Here is a 25,615-nt window from a genome sequence, read left to right as displayed (position 1 = left end):
TACACTTCCCTAGACGATTATACACAGGAAAATGTTTCCTTAAATTCCATTCAATAAAAAATAAAAAAAAACCTGCATTCGCACATAAAATGTACGAGTACAGGTTAGCTGTAACAGATAAGTTCTATCTTGAAAAAATATTTATTCGTGCTCAACCCAAGATTCGAGATAAGCTTTTTGCTCAGTCGTAAGCGAATCGATCGTAATACCTAAAGACTCAAGCTTAAATCGCGCCACTTGCTCATCCAGTTCATAAGGAACATTCACGACTTGGTTGCCGACTTTTTCATAATTATCATTGATGTATTTGAGTCCCATCGCTTGTAGGGCAAATGTCATATCCATAATTTCAGCTGGATGACCATCACCTGCCGCTAGATTAACCAAGCGACCTTCCGCAAGCAAGTACACTTTACGCCCATCTTCGAGCACAAACTCTTCAATATTACGACGTACAGTACGCTTGGATACGGACATTTGCTCCAGTTCAGGCTTATTGATTTCCACATCAAAGTGACCTGCATTGGACAAAATAGCGCCGTCTTTCATCACTTTGTAATGTTGACCTCGGATAATATCACGGTTACCTGTAACGGTTACGAAATAATCCCCAATACTAGCTGCTTCGTCCATAGACATGACAGTAAAGCCATCCATATAAGCTTCAACTGCGCGAATGGAATCAATTTCGGTTACGATGACTTTAGCACCAAGACCTTTGGCACGCATTGCTACGCCTTTACCGCACCAACCATAACCTGCAACAACGACTGTCTTCCCAGCTACAACCAGATTGGTTGTACGGTTAATCCCATCAAATACCGATTGGCCAGTTCCGTAACGGTTATCAAATAAATATTTGCAATAGGCATCATTGACTGCAACCATTGGGAATTTCAGACTACCTTCTTTTTCCAAAGACTTCAACCGGAGAATACCCGTTGTTGTCTCTTCTGCACCACCACGCACTCCCGCTAATAGATCTGTGCGCTCTGCATGAAGAATCGATACCAAATCACCACCATCATCAATGATAAGATCAGGTCTTGTTTCTAACGATTTAATCAGCAGTTCTTTATATTCTTGCGGATCTGGATTGTATTTTGCAAAGACGGTAATGCCATCCTCTACTAACGCAGCACATACATCGTCTTGTGTGGATAACGGGTTGGAGCCTGTAATGGTAACTTCTGCTCCACCTGCTTGGATAACTTTTGCCAAATAAGCCGTTTTCGCTTCCAAATGGAGAGAAATGGTCACTTTCAACCCTTTGAACGGTTGCTCCTTCTCAAAACTCTCACGAATACGGTTTAACACCGGCATGTGCGCTTGAACCCAATCAATTTTTAGATGTCCCTCTGGTGCTAGAGCTAAATCTGTAATCACACTGTTTGCTGCACTTGTCATCCCTACATTCCCCCTATACGTATAAAATACGATGTTCACCATCAAGTGGAAGGGCTTCTGCCACTAAATATTCAATCCAGCCACGTCCAAATTGATTCAAATAGGCAAATACATTATGAACCCTCTCTTGCGGTTTAGCAAAAGGAATAATGCTATTCTCAATTCGAGCAAGCTGTCGCAGTACGACATCATGCTTCGAGCGAAACGCCTCTTCTGTTTTTCGTTCAAAATAATCGACTTGATCCGTAATCTTATCTAGGTTTTGATCACCAAGTGCTCTTAAACCCGTGTTAATCTCTGCTGTTAGTCCAATTAGCTCTTGATATTCCTGCTCAATTCTTTCCCGAACTACCGCAAAACGCTCACGAAAACGGACCGTATCTTGCTGATCTAACCAGGCTGACTTTCGATCTGCAAACCGATACACGACATCTTCAAACGACAATTCATGCTTCTTCATATATTTATCGACCGTGCCATCCAAAATAGTGAATTCAAGTCGCGGCAGCAATATCGGCATTTCCATGTTCATCAGCTCAAAAGCGGACTTCGTTAACGCCCAATACGCGATCTCCGCAGAGCCAAGTACAGTCGCGATAACTGGCATCAAAAAATCCTGCATCAGCGGCCTTGTAAACACATTATTACTTAAACGCTCAGGCGAGACACGTGCAATTTCCGAAAGCTGCTCAGCGGTATACGTACGTGACTTCTTTTTGTTAGTAAATACTTCGCCTTCTCTACGGAGCAGAATACGTTCTTCACCCTCAAAAATAAATAAGTTTGCCGCATCGGTCATGACTTCTGCTTGTGGCGTATAACCATGATTACGGACGTTTTGATCGTCAAGTTGGATTGCGGCATTCAGTTCTTGATTGCACTTTACAATCTGGTCAAACATCGGCGCTTCCAATTTCCGAATAGCAGGATCATCTGCATCAAGTAGAACGAGGCCATGATGCCCGAACAACCACGCCATGATCCGTGCAAAAGCATCTGTAAGTGTCAAGGACTCACCCGTACAAAGCAGCTCACCCAACTTCACGTTAAGCTCACCTTTGAACTCACTGTCTGGCAAAGTATGAAGAAGACGCTCCAGAGCGTCACTCCACTTCTCTGGTTCAAGTGGCAATCGAGATACTGCCGTACGCGGCAGCGGCACGCTAGCATGGATGCGAATGCGGTCAACGCGAGGTTCTCGCGCCGCATCCGTTAGGTAATACATATGATTGACTTCGTCCCAATCATGGTCCTCCCCGGCAATCCAGAATACTGGGATTACCGGACGCTCTAGGAGGCGCTCAGCCTCACGCGCCGCTTGAAGAACGGTGACCGCTTTGTGGATCACATAAAGCGGTCCCGTGAATAGGCCGGCCTGCTGACCGCCGGCCACCACGACGCTATCGAGCTGACGCAACCGCTCGATATTGTGTTCTACCGCCGCAGGGGCACCCGCACGGCGGTTAAACGCGGCCAGCGCCTCCACAAGCGCTGTCCGATCAGCGCGCGTGTCTTCGCGGCGATCTAACTCCGCCGCGCGTCTGCTCCATGACCCAGCATCCTGTGGGTCATACGTATACAGCTCCCGAACTTTTTCAAAATCATCTATATAGTTTCTAGCCAAAGGCTGTGTCTTTCTCCATTTCCAATGCTCCAGCCGCACTGTCACTCCTCCTCTATCTAACGAAAACGTACTTTAAAGAGATATGCCACATATCGAAAATAAGTAACTAACGTTTCGACTATTCGTTATCTATTTTAAATTGTACACTCCTGCTGGAAGATCGTCAAAATAAAAAAGCCATTTTCGAACGGATTCGAAATGGCCCTTTAAACATTTAAATCATGTAAAGATTAGTACAAATGACATGCGACAAAATGCCCGGGCTCAACTTCCTTCATCGGCGGCATTGTTGCTGCACATTGATCCATCGCTTTTGGGCAGCGCGTACGGAACGGGCAACCGCTAGGTGGGTTAAGTGGTGATGGGACCTCACCTTGCAAAATAATACGCTCACGACTGCGTTCTACCTCTGGATCAGGAATTGGTATCGCTGATAGCAGTGATACCGTATAAGGATGCAATGGGTTCGCATATAACGCATCAGATGTCGTAACTTCTACTAGATTTCCTAAGTACATAACACCAATTCGATCAGAAATATGCTTTACCATCGCCAAGTCATGGGCAATAAATAAATATGTAAGTCCATGTTCGTCCTGTAATTTCTTCAGCAAATTTACAACTTGAGCTTGTACCGACACATCGAGTGCTGAAATTGGCTCATCTGCGATAATGAACTGTGGCTCAATTGCAAGGGCACGCGCAATACCAATACGTTGACGTTGTCCACCGGAGAACTCATGCGGGAATCGTCCAGCATGTTCTTCGTTTAAACCTACAGCTTGAAGCAATTCAGAGATTCTTTCTTTACGCTTCTTACCTGTAGAAAGCCCATGAATATCAATGCCTTCTGCAATAATATTACCGACAGTCATACGTGGATTCAAAGAAGCGTACGGGTCTTGAAATATCATCTGCATGTTGCGATTAAACTCTTTTAATTGGCTGCCCCGGAGTTTATGTACATTCTGTCCATTAAATAAAACTTCACCTGCAGTTGCTTCATAAAGACGAATAATCGTTCGACCAGCAGTTGACTTCCCACAGCCTGATTCACCTACGAGTCCAAATGTTTCTCCACGTTCGATCTCAATGGAGAAATTATCGACAGCTTTAAGAACTCTGCTCCCACCTAAGTGAAAGTGTTTCTTCATATTTGTGATTTGTAAAATTTTATCCGACATGTTGTTTACCTCCTGCTTCCACCGGACGTTCCACTTTCGGCGCTTCAGGGTCCAACAACCAACATGCAGCGCTATGAGTTGCACTTAACTTCGTTTGTTCTGGATCTTCATCCAAACATACTTGCATCGCATGCGGGCACCTTGCCGCAAACGCACATCCTTTAGGCGGTGCGAATAAATCTGGCGGCGTACCAGGAATTGGAATTAACTCTTTCCCATCCGTATCCAGACGAGGCATAGAACGCAGAAGTCCCCATGTATATGGATGACGGGACTCATAGAAAATTTCATCTACGGTTCCTTTTTCGATTACTTTACCTGCATACATGACAATAACTCGCTGTGCAATGTCAGCTACAACACCTAAATCATGTGTGATCAAGATAATAGATGCTTCCGTCTTTTGAGCCAACTCTTTCATCAATTGAATAATTTGAGCTTGGATCGTAACGTCTAGGGCAGTCGTCGGTTCATCTGCAATCAATAACCGAGGCGAGCACGCAAGTGCAATCGCAATCATAACACGCTGTCTCATACCACCGGATAACTCATGCGGATATTGATTCACACGTTCTTCAGGATTAGCAATCCCTACTAATTTAAGCATTTCAACTGCGCGTTTCTTCGCTTGATCTTTTGATAAGCCTTGATGCTTAATTAGCCCTTCAGCAATTTGTCTACCCGCTGTCATGGTTGGGTTTAATGAAGTCATTGGATCTTGGAAAATCATACCCATTTCCGATCCACGCACTTTTTCCATCTGCTTATTATTTAAAGTCGCAATATCGACCTTTCCTTTTTTACCATCGAAAAGGATCGAGCCATTCTTAATCACACTTGGAGGAGTTGGGATCAGACGCATCAAAGTTTGTGCAGTCACTGACTTTCCGCAGCCAGATTCCCCTACGATTGCTAGTACCTCACCTTTTTTCAAATCAAACGAAACACCACGTACGGCTTGAATCTCACCCGCATACGTATTAAAAGACACTTTTAAGTCTTTAACTTCAAGTACATTTTCATTTATCATATTGGTGTTGTTTCCCATTGCGTTCCCTCCTCGCTACTTCCTCATTTTTGGATCAAGTGCATCGCGTAAACCATCGCCGAGTAAGTTGAAGCTTAACAATATTAAGCTGAATACTCCGGTTGCAAACCATAGACGATGCGGATGAGTACGTAGTACATTCGCCCCATCTGACATCAAGCTGCCCAGAGATGCCATCGGCACACGAATACCAAGTCCAATAAATGATAAGAAGGATTCAACGAAAATCGCTGCAGGAACAACGAATGTGATTTGTACAATAATAATACCAAGTGCATTCGGAATAAGATGACGGAGAATAATTCGAGCAGATCCACCACCAAGTGTACGGGAAGCAAGCACAAATTCGTTTTCTTTCAGCGTCAAAATTTGACCTCTAACAAGCCTTGCCATTGGAACCCATCCCACGATTGCATAAGCAAGAATAATCGAGAAGACCCCTGGTCCAATAAACATAACAAGCAAGATTGTTACCAACAGGAATGGAATGGAATAAATGACTTCAATAATACGCTGCATGATGTTATCAAGTCTGCCACCGTAATATCCTGATATCCCACCATAAATAACGCCAATAATCAAATCCATTAATGCAGCCAATATACCAACTAATAAAGAAATTCGTGTTCCAATCCATACACGCGTCCATATATCACGACCAAAATCATCGGTCCCAAACCAGTGCTCTGCATTTGGACGTAAATTTTTCATCGTTGTATTCATCTCTTCATAACTATATTTGGAAAACATTGGTGCAAATATCGCCAAAACGAATAATATAGCAAGAACAATGAGTCCTCCCATTGCAAGAGGATTCTTCTTTAATCGGCGCCAAGCGTCTTGCCAATAATTGATCGAAGGACGAATGATTACTTCCCGATGTGATCCAACATCTAGTACTGAAGTAAATTTCGAAGGTTTCGTCGGTGGTTGATTATGTTGTGTTTCCATGGCTTATTTACCACCTTTCGCAATACGAATTCGAGGATCAACTAATCCATAAATAATATCCGTTACAAACAACACAGCGATTAAGATCGCAGCGTAAAAAATGGTAAGTCCTGTTATCATTGTATAATCGTTGGATTGTATAGATGTAACAAAGTGCCTACCTAATCCTGGTATTGAAAAAATTAGCTCTACAACAAAGGTACCTGTGATTATGTTTACAAAAATCGGACCCATAACCGTGACTACAGGTAAAATGGCATTTCGAATCATATGATTTTTCACAATGCTTACTTGTGCCAGACCTTTTGATTTAGCCGTTTTGATATAGTCATTTTGCATCACATCAAGCATCGATGTCCGCATTAGACGTGCCAATGTGGCGATTGTACCAAAAGATAGCGCAATGGCAGGCAGTATTCGATGTTCGGGGCCTTTCCAAAGTCCTGCAGGCAGCCATCCGAGTTTATTTCCAATATAGTACGAGAATAACGGTCCTAATACGAAAGACGGTACTGCAATGCCGATAATCGCTACAAAACTCAATGTATAGTCAGCACCCTTTTGATGTTTTAGTGCGGCAATCGTCCCGAATGTCAGTCCGATTACTACGGCAATAATTAAAGAGATGATCCCCAATTCAAATGAGGCTGGAAATGCTTGTTTAATAATTTTGGTTACGCTTTGTGCAGGGAATTGGTAAGAAGCACCTAAATCGCCATGCAGTAAATTGTTCATATAGACGATATACTGTTCCCAAAGCGGCTTATCAAGTCCATATTGGTGCATGAGCATTGCTCTTGTTTCTTTCGAGAGTTTCTCGGAATTTTCAAACGGATCACCGGGTAAAAAATGCATAAGTGCAAAAACAAGTGTAACAATTAACCATAACGTCACAACTGAATATATAAAACGCTGCAAGATGTACTTCCACATTGAGTTGTTCCTCCCGATCTGCCGTATTCTTCCAATAGAAAAGGGACGCTCTCAAGTAGCAACGTCCCTTTGAGCCTAAGCAATAATTAGGTTTATGATGCTATTTTACTTTCGTCCATTTCAATTCCCATTCATAACCATAAACCGGAAGGATCAGGTTCTCAATGTTTTCTCTTACCAAGAATGGACGTGTGCGGAAGTAAATCGGATACACACCACTCTCATTAATCAAAATTTTCTCTGCTTCTACTAGCAATTTTGAACGAGTTGCTGGGTCTTTTTCATTGTAAGCTGTAGCGATTTTTTCATCAAACGATTTGTTGGACCATTGACCATCATTGAATGCACTATCAGAAGTAAATAAATCCAAGAATGTCATAGGGTCATTGTAGTCTCCACCCCATAAGGAGGACACGATATCGAAATCATGATTATGGGAACGCTCAAGACGCAGTTTATGAATAACTGGATCTGGCGTAATATCAACACCAAGATTAGTTTTCCATTGGGAGACGAAGAACTCTAATGTTTTCTTCGCATTTTCTGTATCATCACCAAGGATTTTAAGAGGAGGTAATTTGTCAATTCCAACTTCTTTTAATCCTTCTGCGAGCAATGCTTTCGCTTTAGCTGGATCGCTTTTAGGTTGGATATCTCCAGCTACTTTACGGAATTCGTTACCGTTACCATCTTTTGTACCACCTGGAACTAAACCGATTGAAGGTACCGATCCATCCATAGCAACTGTATCTAAATATGCTTGACGGTCAACTGCCATACCTAGTGCTGTACGGATTTTTACATTTGCAAGTGCAGGATTCTTCTTCGTTTGGAATTGCAAGTAAAAGTTCGTCAATTCTGCTTTCTTTTTCAAGGCAGGTTTACCTTCGTACGGCTTCATGAGATCGCCTCTAACACCCGTAACATCAGCAGCATTTGTTTCATACAAGTTAACACCTGTATTTTGATCTTTCACGATATTCAATGTGAACTTTTCAAGAGATACGTTTTTAGCATCCCAATATTTATCATTTTTCACGAACTCAAGGGATTGTTCATGATCCCATTTTACAAGTTTGAATGGGCCCGCACCGATTACTTTATCCGCATCAGCACCGTTCTTGTCTTGGAACTTTTGCACGTAATCCTCACGTTGTGGGAAGAAAAGAGCGAATGCTAACAATTCGTCAAAGAATGTAACAGGGCGCTCAAGTTTAAATTCCAATGTTTTCTCATTAATGGCTTTAACACCAACTTTGTCTAAAGCAGCTTGAATTTCTTCTGGTGCTTTCGCTTTTTGTACAGCTGCCCCATCTTTAAGCCACTCTAAAATAAATGCATATTGAGATTTATTTCTTGGATCAAGTGTACGCTTTAAGGAATATACGAAGTCTTGCGCTTTAACAGGAACACCATCAGCCCAAGTTGCATCACGAAGTTCAATTGTGTACGTTAATTTGTCATCCGAAATTTTCGGTTTGTCTTTTGCAAGACCCAATGCAACTTTTCCATCTTTATCCATACGGTATAGACCTTCATTAAGTGCATTTAACATCGTATGTGCTGCTGCTGCTGTTGCCATTGTTGTATCAAGTGCTGGCGGCTCAGCAGTGAAGTTCATTGTAATTTCTTGTTTCGCGTTACCTTTCTTCTCTCCACCTGCTGCTGTTGTAGCTGGTGTTGATGTACCTCCATCAGCAGCCGGCTTGGAGTCGCCGCAACCTGCTAGTAATCCACCAACAAGTGTTACTGTAGCAGCAGTGGCAACAAACTTTTTCACTTTTTTCATAGTAATCCCCCCATAGAAATAATATTTAAAAGATTCTGACATTTTACGACAAAAGGAAGTTCAGAGGCCATTTTTTTGTCTAAGATGATTTCCTTTAGTCGAGTGAAAACGCATCCAAAAAATATCGGATAACGTAAATTTAATACACGAATGGATTATTGTCCACCAAAATTTTTGAATTTTGCTTATTATCAGTCAATTTTTTTATAAAAGAACAGTTTTACATAATTATCAGTTCCTTCATGCCTTTAACAAAGGTCAATTTTTACCCAAAAAAAGAGCAGGAAGACAATTGTCAATCCTGCTCTCAACATTATTTTATTTATGCAAATGACACGATACGAAATGGCCTGGCTCAATTTCTTTCATCGGCGGCATCGATAATGCACATTCCGGCATTGCGACCGGACAGCGTGTACGGAATGGGCAACCGCTAGGAGGATCAAGAGGAGATGGCACATCTCCTTCCAGAATAATACGCTCACGTGTACGTTCTACTTCTGGATCTGGAATCGGAATTGCAGATAAAAGTGATTTCGTGTACGGATGCAATGGATTCGCATATAGTTCATCCGCAGTCGTCACCTCAACGAGATTTCCTAGATACATCACCCCGATACGATCGGAAATATGCTTAACCATCGCAAGGTCATGGGCAATAAACAAGTAAGTTAAACCCCGTTCTTTTTGCAATTGCTTGAACAAGTTAACAACCTGTGCTTGAACAGAAACGTCTAGTGCTGAGATCGGCTCATCTGCAATGATAAACTCAGGCTCAATCGCTAGTGCACGAGCAATCCCAATACGTTGACGCTGACCACCAGAGAATTCATGTGGGAAACGACTCGCATGTTCTTCGTTAAGACCTACCGCTTTTAACAACTCATAAACGCGCTTTTTACGCGCTTCGCCTTTTAACAAACCATGAATATCAATACCTTCAGCAATGATATTTCCAACGGTCATACGCGGATTTAGAGAAGCATATGGATCTTGGAACACCATCTGCATTTTACGGTTAAATTCTTTAAGTTTCTTACCCGAAAGCTTAGAGACATCTTCACCATTAAAAATAACTTGGCCCGATGTAGGCTCATATAGACGAATGATCGTACGTCCAGTTGTAGATTTACCACAACCAGATTCACCTACTAACCCAAACGTTTCACCACGATAAATATCAATCGAAAAGTTATCAACGGCCTTCAGAACTTGACCGCCACCTAGATTAAAGTGCTTTTTCATGTCTTTAATTTCTAAAATTTTATCGGTCATGTCGGTGTCCTCCTGCCTCAATCGGACGCTCCACTTTCGGTGCATCCGGATGTAATAACCAACACGCAGCACGATGCGTTTCTGTTAGACTTGTCGTCTCAGGATCGATTTCTAGACATACTTGCATCGCATAAGGACATCTTGCAGCAAACGCGCATCCTTTAGGCGGAGCAAACAAATCCGGTGGTGTACCTGGGATTGGTACAAGATCTTTACCGTCGTGATCCAGACGTGGTACAGAGCGCAATAAACCCCATGTATAAGGGTGAACAGAATCATAGAAAATCTCGTCGACTGTACCTTGCTCAACAACTTTACCCGCATACATAACAACTACACGCTCTGCCATGTCTGCTACGACGCCAAGGTCATGTGTAATCACAATAATAGATGATTCCGTCTGCTTGGATAGCTTCTTCATCAGCTCTATAATTTGAGCTTGAATCGTCACGTCAAGCGCTGTTGTTGGTTCATCGGCAATGAGAAGCTTCGGTGTACATGCAAGGGCAATTGCGATCATAACACGCTGACGCATTCCTCCAGAAAATTCATGTGGATACTGATCCAAACGTCCCTCTGGATTAGAAATACCGACCAATTTCAGCATTTCAATGGCTTTTTCTTTCGCTTGCGCTTTATTCATATTGTGATGCTTAATCAAGCCCTCACCAATCTGATTACCCACTGTCATGGTAGGATTAAGGGAGGTCATCGGATCTTGGAAAATCATTCCAATTTCTGATCCGCGAATTTTTTCCATTTGCTTATCACTAAGCTTTGTTATATCAATATCTCCATCGAAAAGGATAGAGCCGCTTTTTATGACACTTGGAGGAGTGGGAATCAGACGCATCAAAGTTTGAGCAGTTACGGATTTACCACAACCAGACTCACCTACGATGGCCAGCACTTCTCCTTTTTTTAAGTTAAACGATACGCCGCGAACCGCTTGTACTTCGCCAACATACGTATTAAAAGACACTTTTAAGTCTTTAACTTCAAGTAAGTTCTCTTTATTCATCAGTTTCCCCCCCTTTTGTTATTACTTACGCATTTTAGGGTCAAGTGCATCACGCAAACCATCACCTAATAGGTTAAAGCTTAGCAAAATCAAACTGAACACTGCTGTCGGGAACAACAAACGATGTGGGAACATTCTCATTACATTAGCGCCATCGTTAAGAAGCGCTCCTAATGATGCCATCGGCACACGAACACCAAGACCGATAAAAGATAAGAACGATTCAAAGAAAATTGCCGCTGGAACAGCAAATGTGATTTGAACGATGATGATTCCTAATGCATTCGGAATCAAGTGACGCATAATGATACGCCATGATCCAGCACCAAGTGTGCGCGATGCAAGGACGTACTCATTTTCTTTAAGGGAAAGAACCGCACCACGAACAAGACGTGCCATCGGAACCCATCCGACGAGGGCATAAGCAATAATGATCGATTTAATCCCTGGTCCCATAAACATAACAAGTAAGATTGCAATGATCAGGAATGGAATCGAATAAATAACCTCAATAAAGCGCTGCATAATCTCATCAATTTTTCCACCGTAATAGCCAGATAGACCACCGTAGATCACACCAATGATCAAATCAACAAGTGCAGCAAGAATACCAACAAATAAAGATATACGTGTCCCTAACCATACCCTTGTCCATAAATCACGACCAAAGTCATCCGTACCAAACCAATGTGTTCCACTTGGCTTTGCATTCTTAGATGTCATATCTACGACATCGTAACCATATTTTGAGAATAGTGGGGCAAAAATAGCTAGTATTGTTAACGTAACTAATATAATCAAGCCGGTCATTGCCAGGCGATTTTTCCGAAGTCTGCGCCATGCGTCCTGCCAATAATTAAGCGAAGGTCGAACGATGACTTCACTACGCAAAGTCTCTGTGGAAACGGGAGCAAATTTTGATTTATCAATAGGTGTCTTTGTTTCATTGGTCATCGTTTACTTCCCGCCTTTCCCCAAACGTATTCGCGGATCAATAAATCCATAAATAACATCTGTAATAAAAATAACTACAATCAAGAGTACAGAATAGAAAATGGTTAAGCCTGTAATCATCGTATAGTCATTGGAAGTTACAGCTTTCACAAAGTGTTTTCCAAGACCTGGTACAGCGAAGATTTGTTCCACAACGAGCGTACCTGTAATAACACCTACAAAGATCGGCCCAAGAACTGTCACAACTGGTAAAATAGCGTTACGAACCATGTGATTTTTTACAATGGACATCTTGGATAAACCTTTCGATTTAGCCGTTTTAATATAATCCTGACTTTGTACATCAAGCATAGACGTACGCATCATCCGAGTAAGAATGGCTATCGTTCCGAATGATAACGCAATTGCTGGTAGAATCCGATATTCCGGACCATTCCATAGACCAACCGGCAACCATTTGAGTTGAACCCCAAAATAATAGGCTAGTAATGGACCCAGTACAAAAGAGGGTATGGATATTCCAATTACGGCAATTAAACTGGCTGAATAATCGAGTCCCTTATTGTGGTTGAGTGCTGCTATTGTTCCTAATATCAATCCGACAATTACAGCTAGTGTTAATGCAATTAGACCAAGCTCCATCGAAACAGGGAATGATTGCTTAATGATGTCTGTTACTTTCTGTGCTGGGAATTGGTAAGAGAATCCTAAATCTCCCTTAGCCACGTTGCCAATATAGGTTACATACTGCTCCCACATCGGCTTATCTAAACCATATTGTTCAAGCAGCATTGCTTTCGTAGCTTGCGGCAATTTTTCTGAACCTTCACCAAATGGATCTCCAGGCAAAATATGCATCAGTGCAAACGTAATCGTGATAATAAGCCATAACGTAACAATTGAGTATCCGAGACGGCGCAAAATATACTTTAGCATAGCGGCCCCTCCTATTCTAAGATGTCTAAAGTGAATCCAAAAGGGGACGTTCTCACGGGGGTGGGAACGTCCCCTTCCTATTCACTAATCAATGTGTGGTTTTACTTCACTTCTGTCCATTTCAAATCCCATTCCATACCAAAAGATGGAAGAATAATATTTTCAATACCAGGTCTTACAAGGTAAACGCGGCTGCGGAAGTAAATAGGTGCAACAGCCATATCATTCATCAAAATTTTCTCAGCTTCAACCAAGTCTTTGGCACGTTTAGCTGTATCAACTTCCATTGTCGAAGATTTCATTAACGCATCATATTCCTTGTTGGACCAGTCAATTTCGTTAAATTCACTACCTGTTTCCCACATTCCAAGGAATGATACTGGATCATTGTAATCAGCGCCCCATAGGGACAAGACCATATCGAAATCATGCTTGGAACCTTTTTCTACACGCAATTTATGTGGAAGCGGTTCGGCAATTGCATCATATCCTAAGTTTGCTTTCCATTGGGAAACGATGAATTCCAGTGACTTTTTAGCTGTTTCCGTATCATCTGCTGTTAACTTCATCGAAGGAAGAGCAGTTAGTCCCAGTTCTTTTAAACCTTCCTGGAACAATTCCTTCGCTTTAGCTGCATCAAATTTAGGTTGTGTATCCCCAGCAGTTTTACGGAACTCATTCCCATTACCGTCTTTTGTGCCGTTAGGAACTAAACCTGTCGATGGAACAGAGCCATTCATCAGAATCGTATCTACATAAGCTTGTTTATCGATTGCCATTCCAAGTGCTTGACGAATCTTTGCGTTAGCAAGTGCAGGCTGTTTCTTTTGTTGGAACATGATGTAGCTGTTTGTTAGCTCACTTTTATTGCGAATGTCTGGTTTACCTTCATACAACTTGAGTTGATCACCTTTTATCTCGGTCAAATCAGCTGCATTTGTCTCATAAAGGTTTAGACCTGTATTTTGATTATCTACGATATTTAAAGTTACTTTTTCTAACTTCACATTCGCTGCATCCCAGTACTTATCATTTTTCACGAATTCAAGTGTTTGACCATGATCCCATTTCGTCAATGTATATGGACCTGCACCAATGATTTTGTCTGCGTCAGCACCATATTTTTCACCTTGTGCTTGAACAAAATCTTCTCTTTGCGGGAAGAATACCGGGAATCCTAACAGCTCAGTAAAGAAAGCAACTGGCTTCTCTAATTTAATTTCAAGTGTCTTTTCATTAATTGCTTTTACCCCAACTGCATCTTGTTTGGCTTTTACTTCTTCAGGTGTTTTCGCCTTCATTACTGCGTCTCCACCTTTGATCCATGCAACCATAAAGCTGTATTGGGCTTGTGTTGCTGGGTCAAGTGTACGTTTAAAGGAGTATACAAAATCGTTAGCAGTTACTGGCTTGCCATCTGTCCACTTCGCATCGTCACGAATTTCGATCGTATACGTTAAGCCGTCTTCAGAAACTTTTGGTTTATCTTTAGCAAGTCCAGGTACAGGCAGTCCATTTTTATCATTACGGTACAAACCTTCATTAAGTGCATTTAGAACTGTAAATGCCGCATTCGAAGTACCCTTCGAACTGTCCAACACTGGTGGTTCAGCTGAAAAATTGATTTTAATTTCTTGTGCTTTATTGGATCCACTTTTTGCTTCATCATTGTTTGAGCAACCCGCAGTTACCGAGCCTACCATTGTAACAGCTACTGCAGTCGTTAACCATTTTTTTGCTATCATTGTAGAGTCCTCCTTATGATGTGTGTAATTTGTATGTTGAGGTGAAGAACACCACTAACCCAAAGCAAAATCATGAGTTAAATATTTTGAATATTTACAAGTGTTAGACTTAAAGCTTGGTGTGAAAGCAACATTGGTCTTTATGTAATTAATTGACCATTGTAATGTGATGTCAGTAATTATAACATACCGAGTAAGTATGTCTAGTGTAAAAATTTTGCTATCGATTTTTTATGCAAAAATCCATTATCTATGATAGCGCATTATATAACCAGTGGTCAAATAAATTCTAGTGAAATAAAAAACTAACCGAGAATACTCCCGATTAGCTTAACCATTAGTAATAGAATATATAGCGAAGCGAGAATTAAAAAAGCCGCACGCCACACTGTCTTCCCAACTCTAAATAAGTTCGGTTTTTTTTCTGTTTGATAACGATGACCACCAATAAGTCCAAATGCAATCAATAAGAGCAAAATGATAAACCACAGCATAAAATTTATACCAAATACGGATTTGGCAAGCCCGGCGACTGAACCAATTAGGAAAAATGTTGTAAGATCCGTAGTAAGCCGTACCGCCAGCTTCTTATCCTTTAACCAACTGTATGCTAGTACCCATATGACAATGAATGTTAGATATGGAAAAGTTGCAAGAAAAACATAAATGTTCCTCAGAAGTTCAATAAAAAGATTCACCCCCCACCACTCCTCAAGCCTTCATTGGCTTTTACAAGATTACACATTGTAGCGTGCACAGGAAGTGAATAACCGTGCTTTGCCCCCGTTCGAAGCAATGCACCATTAATCCAATCAATTTCTGTTATACGCCCTGCAAGCAAATCCTGACGCATAGAAGATGTATTAGCCGCTGTACGTCTGCACACTTCAATAACTTGATCCCATAAACTTTCATCTAACTCAATCCCTTCAGACCTAACTGCAAGCAGTGCTTCTTCAAATAAGCTGCGCATCGTACTTCGAATTGAAGGATCTTCAAGTAACACCCCATTTTCCACATTTAAAACAGCAGTTAATGGGTTAATTATGGAATTGATCACAACTTTCCCCCATACTTTTTCCATTATAGTTGGTGTACCTTCTACATGGAATCCAGCAGACTGAAGAAGCTGCACGAGGTCCTGCATATTAGTATCATCAAATCCAGACACATAGCCCACATAAGTGATACCAACCCCTGTATGATTAACAGATGTCGGTGATGTTCGAAGTGCGCCTTCCGTTGTCACTGCAGCTACAATGCGCTTAGCGTCCACATACTCACTAATCCGCTCGATATGTCCCATGCCATTTTGGAAACAGACTACCTTGGTCGAAGCCCCCATCAGACTCGCGACTTTCGATAAGAAGTTATCATCTAATGCAGACTGTTTTACTGTTAGTACGATAAAATCTAATTCTATTTGACTTTCTTCTGCACAATAGCTCTCAAAAGATTGAAACAAAGCAGCAGCTGCCTCTATTGTTTGTCCATCCAACTTCACTCCGTGCAAAGTCATTTCTTTTGCTTGATTTTCTGATCGTGTAAGAAGTGTAAAGTGATCGCATCGCGGTGCGAGCTTTGCAGTTAATAATAATCCAATGGAGCCTGCGCCAATCATCAGTAAATTCATTATGTATTCATTCCTTTCAGAACTTTGTACCATTTCACACTTTCTTCTTATCTTACAAAAAATCCCCTAGAGAAGGAAGTCATTCCATCACCAGGGGAACCTATTTCAAGCAATTTATTCAATTCGCTCTAAATTTCCGTTCGCATCCATCTTAAATCGCGGCTTCGTATCTTCCTCTACATCAGCTAGTAGAGTCATCTTCCGTGCACGATCCATAATTTGAATGAGCGCCTTATAGTCATCGTTAACAACACGGTAGTCCATTTCAACATCATTAACCTGTCTATTTAACTTATCATTCTCTTTTCGAATACGAATCATCTCATCTTGTTTCTCATGCAACTCTCGTTCTAATGAACGAATTTGTCTTGTCATATCCGAATAAGTTGTTTTCCATTGACGCAAGAAACGAATAACCGAATCAATAGATAAAGTTTCCTCTGTGACTGTATCACTTTTCATTGATGTTAGGTCAGATGAATCCAATGTACTGACTCCAATTGCGCTCGAAACTACAGCGACTGGTGCATGTTTTTTCAATTGACTGCGTTTTTGCCGCTGCGCTTTTGCAATATGAATCGCTGCATCATATTTTTTACGAACGAATGAATTCCAACGAAACCCACATGCTGCGGCTGTCCTTCCAATCCTTTCTCCTACTTCTTCGAAAGCGGATAGCTGCGTACCCCCCTCACGAATATGCCGAAGTGTGACTTCAGCCAATATTAAATCATCATCCTCACTCCAAGCATCTTGCCTAATTGCCGTCATATAAACAATCCTCCTAACTTCAAAGTCACATTACACTATTGTTCGATTTGGAATTTCATAAAAGGGTGATTTCCCATTATTAAATTTCTATGCCCATACTAGAGTTCATAGAATCTATTTGATACTATTCGTTATTTCCATTTTTTTAAGGGCTCATACCTATGAAGGATGTCTATTGTCGGAGTTCTCAAAATGTTTTCATTTTCGCCACGTTTTCAAGTTTACAGTGAAATATGTTACGGTTATAATAAAATTTAGAAAAATTGCTTCAATTGCAAGGGAGGCGGATACAAATGAGTCGCATGTTCCGTGTACTTGGTTTTTGGACACTAGTTATTGGTCTAATGAGCTTAGCTGGCGATATGATTCCAATGGCATTGGTTTTCTTCTTTCAAACAGCCTTGTTCGTAGTTCTAGGCTATTTGAAGCTTCAAGAGAAAACATATATCCTGATGTTCTGGGGATACATGATTATCGCATTCATGGGCTTTACGTACTGGTCAGTCTTTAAACTTACAGCTTAAAACAAAGAAAGGTGCTTCACGTAACATACGTGAGGCACCTTTTTTAGTGATTTGGAATATTACCTTAAGAAACAGTTTCAGCTTGATATTTGCTTACTATCATGACTTTAAACAACTCACTCATCCCATCACTTAATAATAACTGGCGTATACTTCGATTTCTTCTAGCTTGCTCCGAAAAAGGATCTCGATTAGCTGTTTCTTGCAACCTCTCAAGTATACCTTGTACCACTAGAAATTCACGCTGTGTTTGTAGCGTAACGCTCGCGCAGCCACTCTCAGTTGCTACACGCATACATGAACTAAAATCCACGTGCGCAGTAATATCCTGCTCTCCTAAATATATGTATGGGTTATCATGTGCTTGATGCTTCCGATAGCACATCAGTGTTCCTTTCATGCGGTGAGGGCTGAACAGTTCATCCGCTCGATCACCATAGTCGATCACGAGCAGCTTTCCCTGCTTGAAATGACTCACAATACCTTCTACCCAACTAGATGCTGCCAAATTAATTTCAGCCACTTGTCCATCAAGCAGCTGAATGCCATTTTTCAATAAATAAGTTTCAATCGCTACATCATCTAGCGGAAGCCACTTTTCAATAACACGACCTTGATCGTCATCCCATCCAACCCAATTCTCAACAATTACGCCTTGATCAGACCGAATTCGATGTACAGAAAATGCATCAAGCAGTTCATTTGCTACCACAATCGTTACTATTTGGTCCTGCTTTGAGAACCACTGACCGGCATCCATCCATATAACCTTATCTATGTGCATCTTTAACGTTTCTCTTTGCAATTCCTGGTGATAATTACTTGTCTCAATCATGTACCAATCCAAGCGTTCATAGAGCTTAGGATCTAATCTTACAATCTCATCTAGCGCATGTAGGGCTAATCTCCCATTTCCTCCTCCCCATTCCACCACATGCAGAATTTCATTTCCCTCTAGCAGCTCATCCGCACTTCTCATTATAAAGTTGCCAATCATCTCTCCCATAATTGTTCCAATAGATGAACTTGTATAAAAATCGCCATCACGACCAATTTTCAAATTCTCATTTCGATAGTAACCTGCTGTTTCATGATAAAGGCACAGTTCCATAAAATCTTTAAATGTAATCAAATTATTGGAGCTTTCCCTAACTAATTGTTTCAATGAATCGATAATTTTGAAATTTCCATTAATACCATCCACCTGTTTCCCCCCTAGTCGTTTATTTCATGACAAAAAGTCGAAGAACCATTATAATAATAGAGTTGGTCAAAATAGAGAGGAGCGCATGCTTACATCATGTTTAAAAAATGGTTATCACTTGCCCTTGTTACGGTCCTTATGAGCTCACTTTTAATTGCTTGTACCGATAACAAGGCAATTCAAACTACTGTACTTCAAGGAATCGCAAAACAGTCTGAAATAAAATCTTATACGTTTGAAGGTACAGCCGATGTCAAGATTGGCGATGGACTTATACCTGCATCCAATCCACTTACTCAAACTTTCATCAATGTATTCAAAGAGAGCACCCTCAAGTGGAACGGTGTAACGAACGCCGATACCGCTCAATTCGAATCAGATATTAACGTAACACCCAAAGGTGGAACCGAAGGGTTCAATATTCCAATCCTAATTAAAGATAACAAATTGTATTTTCACATGCCAGCTATAAATAAGCCAGAACAATATTATTCAATTGACATGGCTACCTCAGGTAAAAATGCAACTGGCGCAGTGGCCCCTGAAGCGTTGAAAAATGCAACAACCACTTTCTCTTCGATTTACAAGTCTATTGCGAGTTCAGTTGAACCAAAATGGTTCCAAGAAGAGAAAGCCGCAGTAAACCTCAAGGATGGCACTAGCGGCAAAGCTTATAACATTGAAATTAATGAAAAGAACGAAAAAGCTGTAAACGAAATGATTCAATCCAAAAATTCCGAACTGTACGACTCTCTCAAAAATAGCGGGATCGTATCTGCTGAGCAGATAGACAAATGGAAATCACAGAATCAACCTAAAATCACGATTCAAGCACCTAGTAAACTACGATTAGTGATTGACGATAAAGGGTTTATCCGCGATCAAACTCTAGACCTCAACTTAGCGATCACTGCAGCAGAAGGTAACCCGAATAAGATCAGCTTTAATATTCATCAGCTTTTTAATGACGTCAATACACAGCCTCCTTTCAAAAAAGAGATTCCGAAAGACGTCAAAAACTTTGATGAAATAATAAAACTGCTGAATGGCGTTAAAAAATAAATAAAAAAACCAAGTACTTGTTTTCCTAAGAGGAAGACAAGTATTTTTTCATAAATTATTTAATAAAATTATGGTAATCTGTCATAGGGGGGCGAGAGATGAACCGAATTTTTCCAATACTACTTACGATTAGCTTATTCTTACTGTGCTTTTCCCCTATTGTCCACGTTCAAGCGGAGGAAGAGACGACTATAAAGATAAAGCAAGATGAGCTGCAATCATTTCTACAAAAAGGCTTGACCATTCAAGAAATTGACCGTGAACTGCTTAATTTATCGAAGCAAGACGAACTTTTAGTTGAGAAATTAAAAGACAATGAGGTGCAAACGGAGAAGCAAAAACTAGAAGTTGAGAAAACAAAGAAAAAGGTAGGCAAGACACTAAGAGCCTACTATACTGGTGATCGTCCATCCATCTGGATGTTTTTATTTTCCCCTACATCATTGCCGGACCTCCTTCAGACATTGGAATATATGAACCAGATTGTTACTAATGACGAACGCTCTCTTACTGCTCATAAAGAGTCCACCACCAAGTTAAAGTCCATACAAGCGGAATATTCGAACCAACGCGCTGCACTGAAACAAACCAGGGACATCTATATCCTAGAAAAAGATCGTATTCTCTCCTTACAAAAAGAGCTTGATGAAGCACTTACTGTAAGTGGTAAAAAAGAGGAACTCCAAAATCAAATCGATGCCCTAAATCTAGAGTGGAAGCAAAAAGGACTGCCCGTATTCGAACAATTTACAGCAGCACTATACAGATCCTTTCAAGACTTTACCGAACTCGTCAATAATGGAGATAACCTCAAATTCAAAGGATTTGATGCTACTTTCCAAATAACAGATCAACAACTCAATGACTTTCTACGTAAAAAAAATCAAATATTCAATGACCTTACCTTCCAGTTCATTGATAAGCAGCTCATTGCAAGTGGTACGAAGGAAGGGATGCAATTCGAAATGAAAGGTATCTACAAGTTGGAAGACAACTTTATTAGATTCAGTATTACTCAAATGAAGTTTAATGGTCTAATCTTACCTGATACAACAAATAAAATGCTTGAAGACGAATATGATTTTGGTATCAGTACACAAAAATTCGCCGCCTTCATTAAACCTACATCCGTTATCATCGAACCCGGAAAGCTTGTTATTTCATTAAAAGCCAAAATCTAATGATCAAAAACAGCCCGCTTACATCCTAATGAAGATGTAAGCGGGCTATTTCTCTTCATACAGCGTTTATAATAGGTCTGCTGCCAACTGGGCAAGATGTGAGCGTTCGCCGCGCTCCAGTGTAATATGACCGCTGACTTGTTCATTTTTAAACCGTTCTATGACGTAAGTTAATCCGTTGCTTGCAGCATCTAGATAAGGATGATCAATTTGACCTGGATCGCCTACGAGTACAATCTTACTGCCTTCTCCTACCCGTGAAATAATGGTCTTGACTTCATGTTTGGATAAGTTCTGTGCTTCATCAATAATAATAAATTGACCAGGTATAGAGCGTCCACGAATATAAGTTAACGCTTCTACTTGAATGGATCCTAGCCCTGCTAATATTTTATCAATATCTCCTGACTTCTTCGTATCGAATAAATACTCCAGATTATCATAGATCGGCTGCATCCATGGCCGCAGCTTTTCATCTTTTTCACCCGGCAAGTAACCAATATCTTTCCCCATAGGGACAACAGGGCGAGCGATTAACAATTTCTTATACTTATGCTCATCTTCCACCTTCATGAGTCCTGATGCCAGCGTAAGAAGCGTTTTACCCGTACCCGCCTTCCCACTTAATGTGACCAACGGAATATCATCATTCAACAGTAATTCAAGTGCCATTCTTTGCTGAGCATTACGAGCAGCTATTCCCCAGATAGGCTCATTACTTAAATATAAAGGCTCTAACTTCTTCCCATCCCCATTTACTTTAAGCAGAGCAGATTTGGAAGTCCCTAATTCATCACGCAAAATGACAAATTCATGAGGGTTCAGGGAGTAACCTAAATTAAGAGTCGATACGGCTAACTGTCTAAATGAATAAAACTCGTCAATTACAGAAGGGTGTACATGAACATTTACATATCCCATATACATTTCCGAGCCTGAAACGACCCGATCTGTTAAATAATCTTCAGCAGTTAGCCCCAGCACATCTGCTTTTATCCGGACGAGTACATCTTTACTAACCAGTATAACAGGTCTAGGTGTAGGCTTACTTTGCTCTTCGACATGATAATTCAGTGCAACTGCTAATATCCGATTATCATTGGTTAATTCCACGAACAATTCTTGCATTTTGGCAAATGATTTATGATTTAGTTCTACCTTTACCATCCCACCATTGTCTAGCGTGATACCATCATATAGCCTTCCTTTCGTTCGTAATCCATCTAATAGCCGGGACACTGTTCGTGCATTGCGACCAATTTCGTCCGCCAACCTTTTTTTCGAGTCGATTTCCTCTAACACCACAGCGGGAATTACTACTTCATTATCTTGGAACGCATAGATGGCATTTGGATCTTGAAGCAGTACATTCGTATCGAGCACGTAAATTTTTTCCATGTGAGAGACCTCCCGGAATTTGGCGTTTGGAATTCCATAACTATGCGATTTTCAATCCAATATATAGAAAGAAAAAAGCCCAGGTAAGAGCACCTAGGCTTTTTTCATCGCATCACATACTTGTCCGTCCAGCTGTTCAGCTACACGCTTACTTATTTGTTTTCCATAATCAGACTGCACCGAAATACACGTACCAACAACATTAACCACGAATAATTGATCGGGAAGAGCTGTGATCATTTCTGTCATATTGCAATACCCTCCTAAGCACAGGAATGAGTCTTACTTATCATATGAAGAATAAGGGATTAATGCTATGTATGGCGCCCCATTAGCCAACATAAACTTATCCTGCACCTATACTTATTGTATCGGTTATGAGGTAAAGTTATGTCGACTAATAAGGACCTGATTTAACCATCATCAATTATGAATTATATTTCGGATTGGAGTTAATATCATGCAGCAATGCTTCTACAGTAATCCGGTCAAACATTTGCTTTTTACTCGTACCCTCATGGACGTAGTCCAGCACATACATCGAATCATCGGTTTGAACAACAGCAAAGTGACTCAAACCATGGTCTTCACGTAAGATTGTTTCAAAAAATTCCATTGTCTCACGTGCAGCATTATCATCTGCCCGCGCCTCAGAAACAACACGAATTTGTAACCAGTTAAATAGTGCATCTTGAAGCTTCATGCAGCTTCCCCTCCACCCATATTCCTGCTAATTATGAATGATTTTGTGTTTTATTCACTGCTTGTTTTTTCTGTCTACCCTCTACAAAGTAACGAATACGTACGAGAAGCATTAGGAAAATTGCAACAGATAAACAAAGCACAATCGGTAATTTCGCATCGACTTGGAAAATCAGCAGCATGAATGCTCCGATTCCCATGAGTACGTACACAATCAGCGCTTTAAGCAAAGGCAGCTTTTTAACACGGAACACTTTGTTATACACATACGTCATAAACAAGAAGATGATGATGTAAGTGATATAAAGATGATCCGTAAACCACTGATTCAGCGTATCCATACGTACACTCCCCTTTACCTGATGGTCAACAACCCTTAAAGTTAAGCGTTAGCTTGCGCCATTTTGCGGTGTTTCTCCGCACGTTCACGCTCACTCTTATTAAGAATTTTTTTACGAAGACGAACAGATTTAGGTGTAATTTCACAGTACTCATCATCGTTCAAGTATTCAAGAGCTTGCTCCAAGGAATACGTACGTGGAACTTTCATTTTCACTGTCTCTTCTTTATTCGCGGAACGGATGTTGTTTACCGCTTTTTCTTTACAAATGTTTACGATAATATCATTTTCACGTGAATGTTCACCCACGATCATACCTTCATAAACTTCAGTTGCTGGGTGTACGAATAACACACCACGGTCTTCAACAGACAAAATACCATAAAGTGTGGACATTCCTGTATCCGAAGAAACGAGAACACCCTGGTGTCTGCCACCTACGCCAGCTCCTGCATATGGACCATAAGAGTCAAATGCGTGGTTCATAATGCCATAACCGCGTGTAAGTGTTAATAGTTGTGTGCGGTAACCGATCAAGCCACGAGCTGGAATTAAGAACTCTAGACGGATGTTACCAGAGCCGTTATTGATCATGTTCACCATCTCAGCTTTACGAGTTCCGAGACTTTCCATAACAGCGCCAACGCTTTCTTCTGGTACGTCGATAATCAAGCCTTCGATTGGCTCCATTTTTTTACCATCAATCTCACGAATGATTACTTCTGGTTTCGACACTTGAAGCTCAAATCCTTCACGACGCATGTTCTCGATTAAGATACCTAGGTGCAATTCACCACGACCGGATACGATAAACGCATCAGGAGAATCTGTTTCGTCTACGCGCAAGGATACGTCTGTTTCAAGCTCTTTGAAAAGACGCTCACGAATTTTACGGGAAGTTACCCATTTACCTTCACGACCTGCGAATGGAGAGTTATTCACCAGGAAAGTCATTTGAAGGGTTGGCTCATCAATTTTAAGAACAGGAAGAGCTTCAGGCTTGTTAGGGTCTGCTACGGTTTCACCGATATTAATGTCTTTAATACCTGAGATCGCAACGATATCTCCAGCTGCAGCTTCTTCAATTTCAAGACGCTTTAGACCTTGGAAACCGAACAATTTCTCGATACGACCTTGTTTCACAGAACCATCACGCTGCATAACAGCTACAGTCTGTCCTGCACGGATTTTACCGCGGTTCACACGACCTACCCCAATACGACCTAGGTATTCGTTATAGTCCATTAATGTAATTAATAACTGCAAGGGTTGTTCTGTATCTTCTGTAGGTGATGGAATATGCTCAATAATTGTCTCATACAGAGATTGCATGTTCTCATCTTGTTTTTCAACATTCATAGAGGAAGTACCTTGTAATGCGGATGCGTACACAACTGGGAAGTCCAATTGATCATCATTCGCTCCAAGCTCAATGAACAGGTCCAATACTTCATCAACAACTTGAGTTGGGCTTGCATTCGGACGGTCAATCTTATTCACAACTACAATTGGAGTTAGATTCTGTTCTAATGCTTTACGAAGTACGAACTTCGTTTGAGGCATTGTACCTTCAAATGCATCAACAACAAGAAGAACGCCATCAACCATCTTCATGATACGTTCAACTTCTCCACCGAAGTCAGCGTGACCAGGCGTATCCACAATATTAATGAGGTGATCCTTATAATTAATTGCAGTATTTTTCGCCAAAATAGTGATACCGCGTTCTCTTTCAAGATCGTTGGAATCCATTGCGCGTTCTTGCACTTGTTCGTGCTCACGGTATGTTCCAGACTGTTGAAGTAGCTTATCCACTAGCGTCGTTTTTCCGTGGTCAACGTGCGCAATAATGGCAATATTCTTGATCTTATCTCTAGCGTGCATGCTTTCAATCCTCTCTTTTTCCCACAAAATAAGCGCCGGATTATTCTCC

24 protein-coding genes are annotated in these 25,615 nt (G+C 41.0%); 3 read left to right on the top strand and 21 right to left on the bottom strand.

Annotation, left to right across the window (positions count from 1 at the left end; translation table 11 throughout):
• Positions 1–141 precede the first annotated feature (141 nt).
• The 15 genes from ACSBOP_RS07300 to ACSBOP_RS07230 all read right to left on the bottom strand — a co-directional run bounded on the left by ACSBOP_RS07300 (position 142) and on the right by ACSBOP_RS07230 (position 17,271).
• The gene (locus tag ACSBOP_RS07300) at positions 142–1,407 is read right to left on the bottom strand and encodes an adenosylhomocysteinase (RefSeq protein WP_442603760.1); all 1,266 of its coding nucleotides are present in this window, start codon (positions 1,405–1,407) and stop codon (positions 142–144) included.
• A 13-nt stretch (positions 1,408–1,420) separates the two neighbouring features.
• Complete coding sequence (gene bshC, locus ACSBOP_RS07295; protein ID WP_442603759.1) at positions 1,421–3,070, bottom strand: bacillithiol biosynthesis cysteine-adding enzyme BshC; 1,650 nt, start codon at positions 3,068–3,070, stop codon at positions 1,421–1,423.
• Positions 3,071–3,261: 191 nt separating this feature from the next.
• Entirely contained in the window at positions 3,262–4,215 is a 954-nt protein-coding gene (locus tag ACSBOP_RS07290) for an ABC transporter ATP-binding protein (protein WP_442603758.1), read from the bottom strand.
• Complete coding sequence (locus ACSBOP_RS07285; protein ID WP_442603757.1) at positions 4,205–5,263, bottom strand: ABC transporter ATP-binding protein; 1,059 nt, start codon at positions 5,261–5,263, stop codon at positions 4,205–4,207. Before ACSBOP_RS07285 ends, ACSBOP_RS07290 begins: the two co-directional genes overlap by 11 nt.
• Before the next feature lie 15 nt (positions 5,264–5,278).
• Positions 5,279–6,214, bottom strand: coding sequence for an ABC transporter permease (locus ACSBOP_RS07280; RefSeq protein WP_442603756.1), 936 nt, complete (start codon positions 6,212–6,214; stop codon positions 5,279–5,281).
• A 3-nt stretch (positions 6,215–6,217) separates the two neighbouring features.
• Positions 6,218–7,147 (bottom strand): ABC transporter permease, encoded by a 930-nt coding sequence (locus ACSBOP_RS07275; RefSeq protein ID WP_442603755.1) that lies wholly within the window; start codon positions 7,145–7,147, stop codon positions 6,218–6,220.
• A gap of 100 nt (positions 7,148–7,247) precedes the next feature.
• On the bottom strand, positions 7,248–8,936 hold the full coding sequence (locus ACSBOP_RS07270) for a peptide ABC transporter substrate-binding protein (RefSeq protein WP_442603754.1): 1,689 nt from the start codon (positions 8,934–8,936) through the stop codon (positions 7,248–7,250).
• A 318-nt stretch (positions 8,937–9,254) separates the two neighbouring features.
• Positions 9,255–10,211, bottom strand: a complete 957-nt coding sequence (locus tag ACSBOP_RS07265) for an ABC transporter ATP-binding protein (RefSeq protein ID WP_442603753.1) — start codon at positions 10,209–10,211, stop codon at positions 9,255–9,257.
• A complete protein-coding gene (locus ACSBOP_RS07260) occupies positions 10,201–11,232 on the bottom strand; it encodes an ABC transporter ATP-binding protein (protein ID WP_442603752.1) in 1,032 nt (343 codons plus the stop codon). Before ACSBOP_RS07260 ends, ACSBOP_RS07265 begins: the two co-directional genes overlap by 11 nt.
• 21 nt (positions 11,233–11,253) lie before the next feature.
• Positions 11,254–12,186 (bottom strand): ABC transporter permease, encoded by a 933-nt coding sequence (locus ACSBOP_RS07255; protein ID WP_442603751.1) that lies wholly within the window; start codon positions 12,184–12,186, stop codon positions 11,254–11,256.
• 3 nt (positions 12,187–12,189) lie between these two features.
• The gene (locus ACSBOP_RS07250; RefSeq protein WP_442603750.1) at positions 12,190–13,122 is read right to left on the bottom strand and encodes an ABC transporter permease; all 933 of its coding nucleotides are present in this window, start codon (positions 13,120–13,122) and stop codon (positions 12,190–12,192) included.
• 101 nt (positions 13,123–13,223) lie between these two features.
• Positions 13,224–14,867 carry a peptide ABC transporter substrate-binding protein gene (locus ACSBOP_RS07245; protein WP_442603749.1) on the bottom strand — a complete coding sequence of 548 codons (1,644 nt, stop codon included), beginning with the start codon at positions 14,865–14,867 and terminating at the stop codon, positions 13,224–13,226.
• 305 nt (positions 14,868–15,172) lie between these two features.
• Positions 15,173–15,565, bottom strand: coding sequence for a DUF3397 family protein (locus ACSBOP_RS07240; RefSeq protein WP_442603748.1), 393 nt, complete (start codon positions 15,563–15,565; stop codon positions 15,173–15,175).
• Complete coding sequence (locus ACSBOP_RS07235) at positions 15,562–16,500, bottom strand: ketopantoate reductase family protein (protein WP_442603747.1); 939 nt, start codon at positions 16,498–16,500, stop codon at positions 15,562–15,564. The genes ACSBOP_RS07240 and ACSBOP_RS07235 overlap by 4 nt, the downstream gene beginning before the upstream one ends.
• Positions 16,501–16,614: 114 nt before the next feature.
• Positions 16,615–17,271, bottom strand: coding sequence for an RsfA family transcriptional regulator (locus ACSBOP_RS07230; protein ID WP_442603746.1), 657 nt, complete (start codon positions 17,269–17,271; stop codon positions 16,615–16,617).
• A 293-nt stretch (positions 17,272–17,564) separates the two neighbouring features.
• Between ACSBOP_RS07230 and ACSBOP_RS07225 the strand changes: the two genes are divergently transcribed.
• The gene (locus ACSBOP_RS07225) at positions 17,565–17,795 is read left to right on the top strand and encodes a DUF2626 domain-containing protein (protein ID WP_442603745.1); all 231 of its coding nucleotides are present in this window, start codon (positions 17,565–17,567) and stop codon (positions 17,793–17,795) included.
• Positions 17,796–17,859: 64 nt separating this feature from the next.
• Here the strand turns inward: ACSBOP_RS07225 and ACSBOP_RS07220 are convergent, their stop codons facing one another.
• Positions 17,860–18,999 carry a class I SAM-dependent methyltransferase gene (locus tag ACSBOP_RS07220; RefSeq protein ID WP_442603744.1) on the bottom strand — a complete coding sequence of 380 codons (1,140 nt, stop codon included), beginning with the start codon at positions 18,997–18,999 and terminating at the stop codon, positions 17,860–17,862.
• Positions 19,000–19,095: 96 nt separating this feature from the next.
• Here ACSBOP_RS07220 and ACSBOP_RS07215 point away from each other — a divergent pair, with 96 nt between their 5' ends.
• Complete coding sequence (locus tag ACSBOP_RS07215; protein WP_442603743.1) at positions 19,096–20,061, top strand: hypothetical protein; 966 nt, start codon at positions 19,096–19,098, stop codon at positions 20,059–20,061.
• 98 nt (positions 20,062–20,159) lie between these two features.
• The gene (locus ACSBOP_RS07210; protein WP_442603742.1) at positions 20,160–21,242 is read left to right on the top strand and encodes a coiled-coil domain-containing protein; all 1,083 of its coding nucleotides are present in this window, start codon (positions 20,160–20,162) and stop codon (positions 21,240–21,242) included.
• A 66-nt stretch (positions 21,243–21,308) separates the two neighbouring features.
• Here ACSBOP_RS07210 and ACSBOP_RS07205 read toward each other — a convergent pair whose 3' ends face one another.
• The 5 genes from ACSBOP_RS07205 to typA form a co-directional block, all read right to left on the bottom strand.
• Positions 21,309–22,640 carry a PhoH family protein gene (locus ACSBOP_RS07205; RefSeq protein ID WP_442603741.1) on the bottom strand — a complete coding sequence of 444 codons (1,332 nt, stop codon included), beginning with the start codon at positions 22,638–22,640 and terminating at the stop codon, positions 21,309–21,311.
• Positions 22,641–22,733: 93 nt separating this feature from the next.
• Positions 22,734–22,889 (bottom strand): hypothetical protein, encoded by a 156-nt coding sequence (locus tag ACSBOP_RS07200; RefSeq protein WP_442603740.1) that lies wholly within the window; start codon positions 22,887–22,889, stop codon positions 22,734–22,736.
• 178 nt (positions 22,890–23,067) lie between these two features.
• Positions 23,068–23,343 (bottom strand): hypothetical protein, encoded by a 276-nt coding sequence (locus tag ACSBOP_RS07195; protein WP_442603739.1) that lies wholly within the window; start codon positions 23,341–23,343, stop codon positions 23,068–23,070.
• Positions 23,344–23,374: 31 nt separating this feature from the next.
• Positions 23,375–23,674: a YlaH-like family protein gene (locus ACSBOP_RS07190; RefSeq protein ID WP_442604410.1), complete on the bottom strand. Its 300-nt coding sequence runs from the start codon at positions 23,672–23,674 to the stop codon at positions 23,375–23,377.
• A gap of 50 nt (positions 23,675–23,724) precedes the next feature.
• On the bottom strand, positions 23,725–25,566 hold the full coding sequence (typA, locus tag ACSBOP_RS07185) for a translational GTPase TypA (RefSeq protein WP_442603738.1): 1,842 nt from the start codon (positions 25,564–25,566) through the stop codon (positions 23,725–23,727).
• Positions 25,567–25,615 lie beyond the last annotated feature (49 nt).

This window comes from Paenibacillus sp. KN14-4R (assembly GCF_052180255.1).
GTDB lineage: Bacteria > Bacillota > Bacilli > Paenibacillales > NBRC-103111 > Paenibacillus_AM.
The sequence above is the reverse complement of the archived record's forward strand: the minus strand, read 5'-3'. Positions and strand labels throughout refer to the sequence as shown.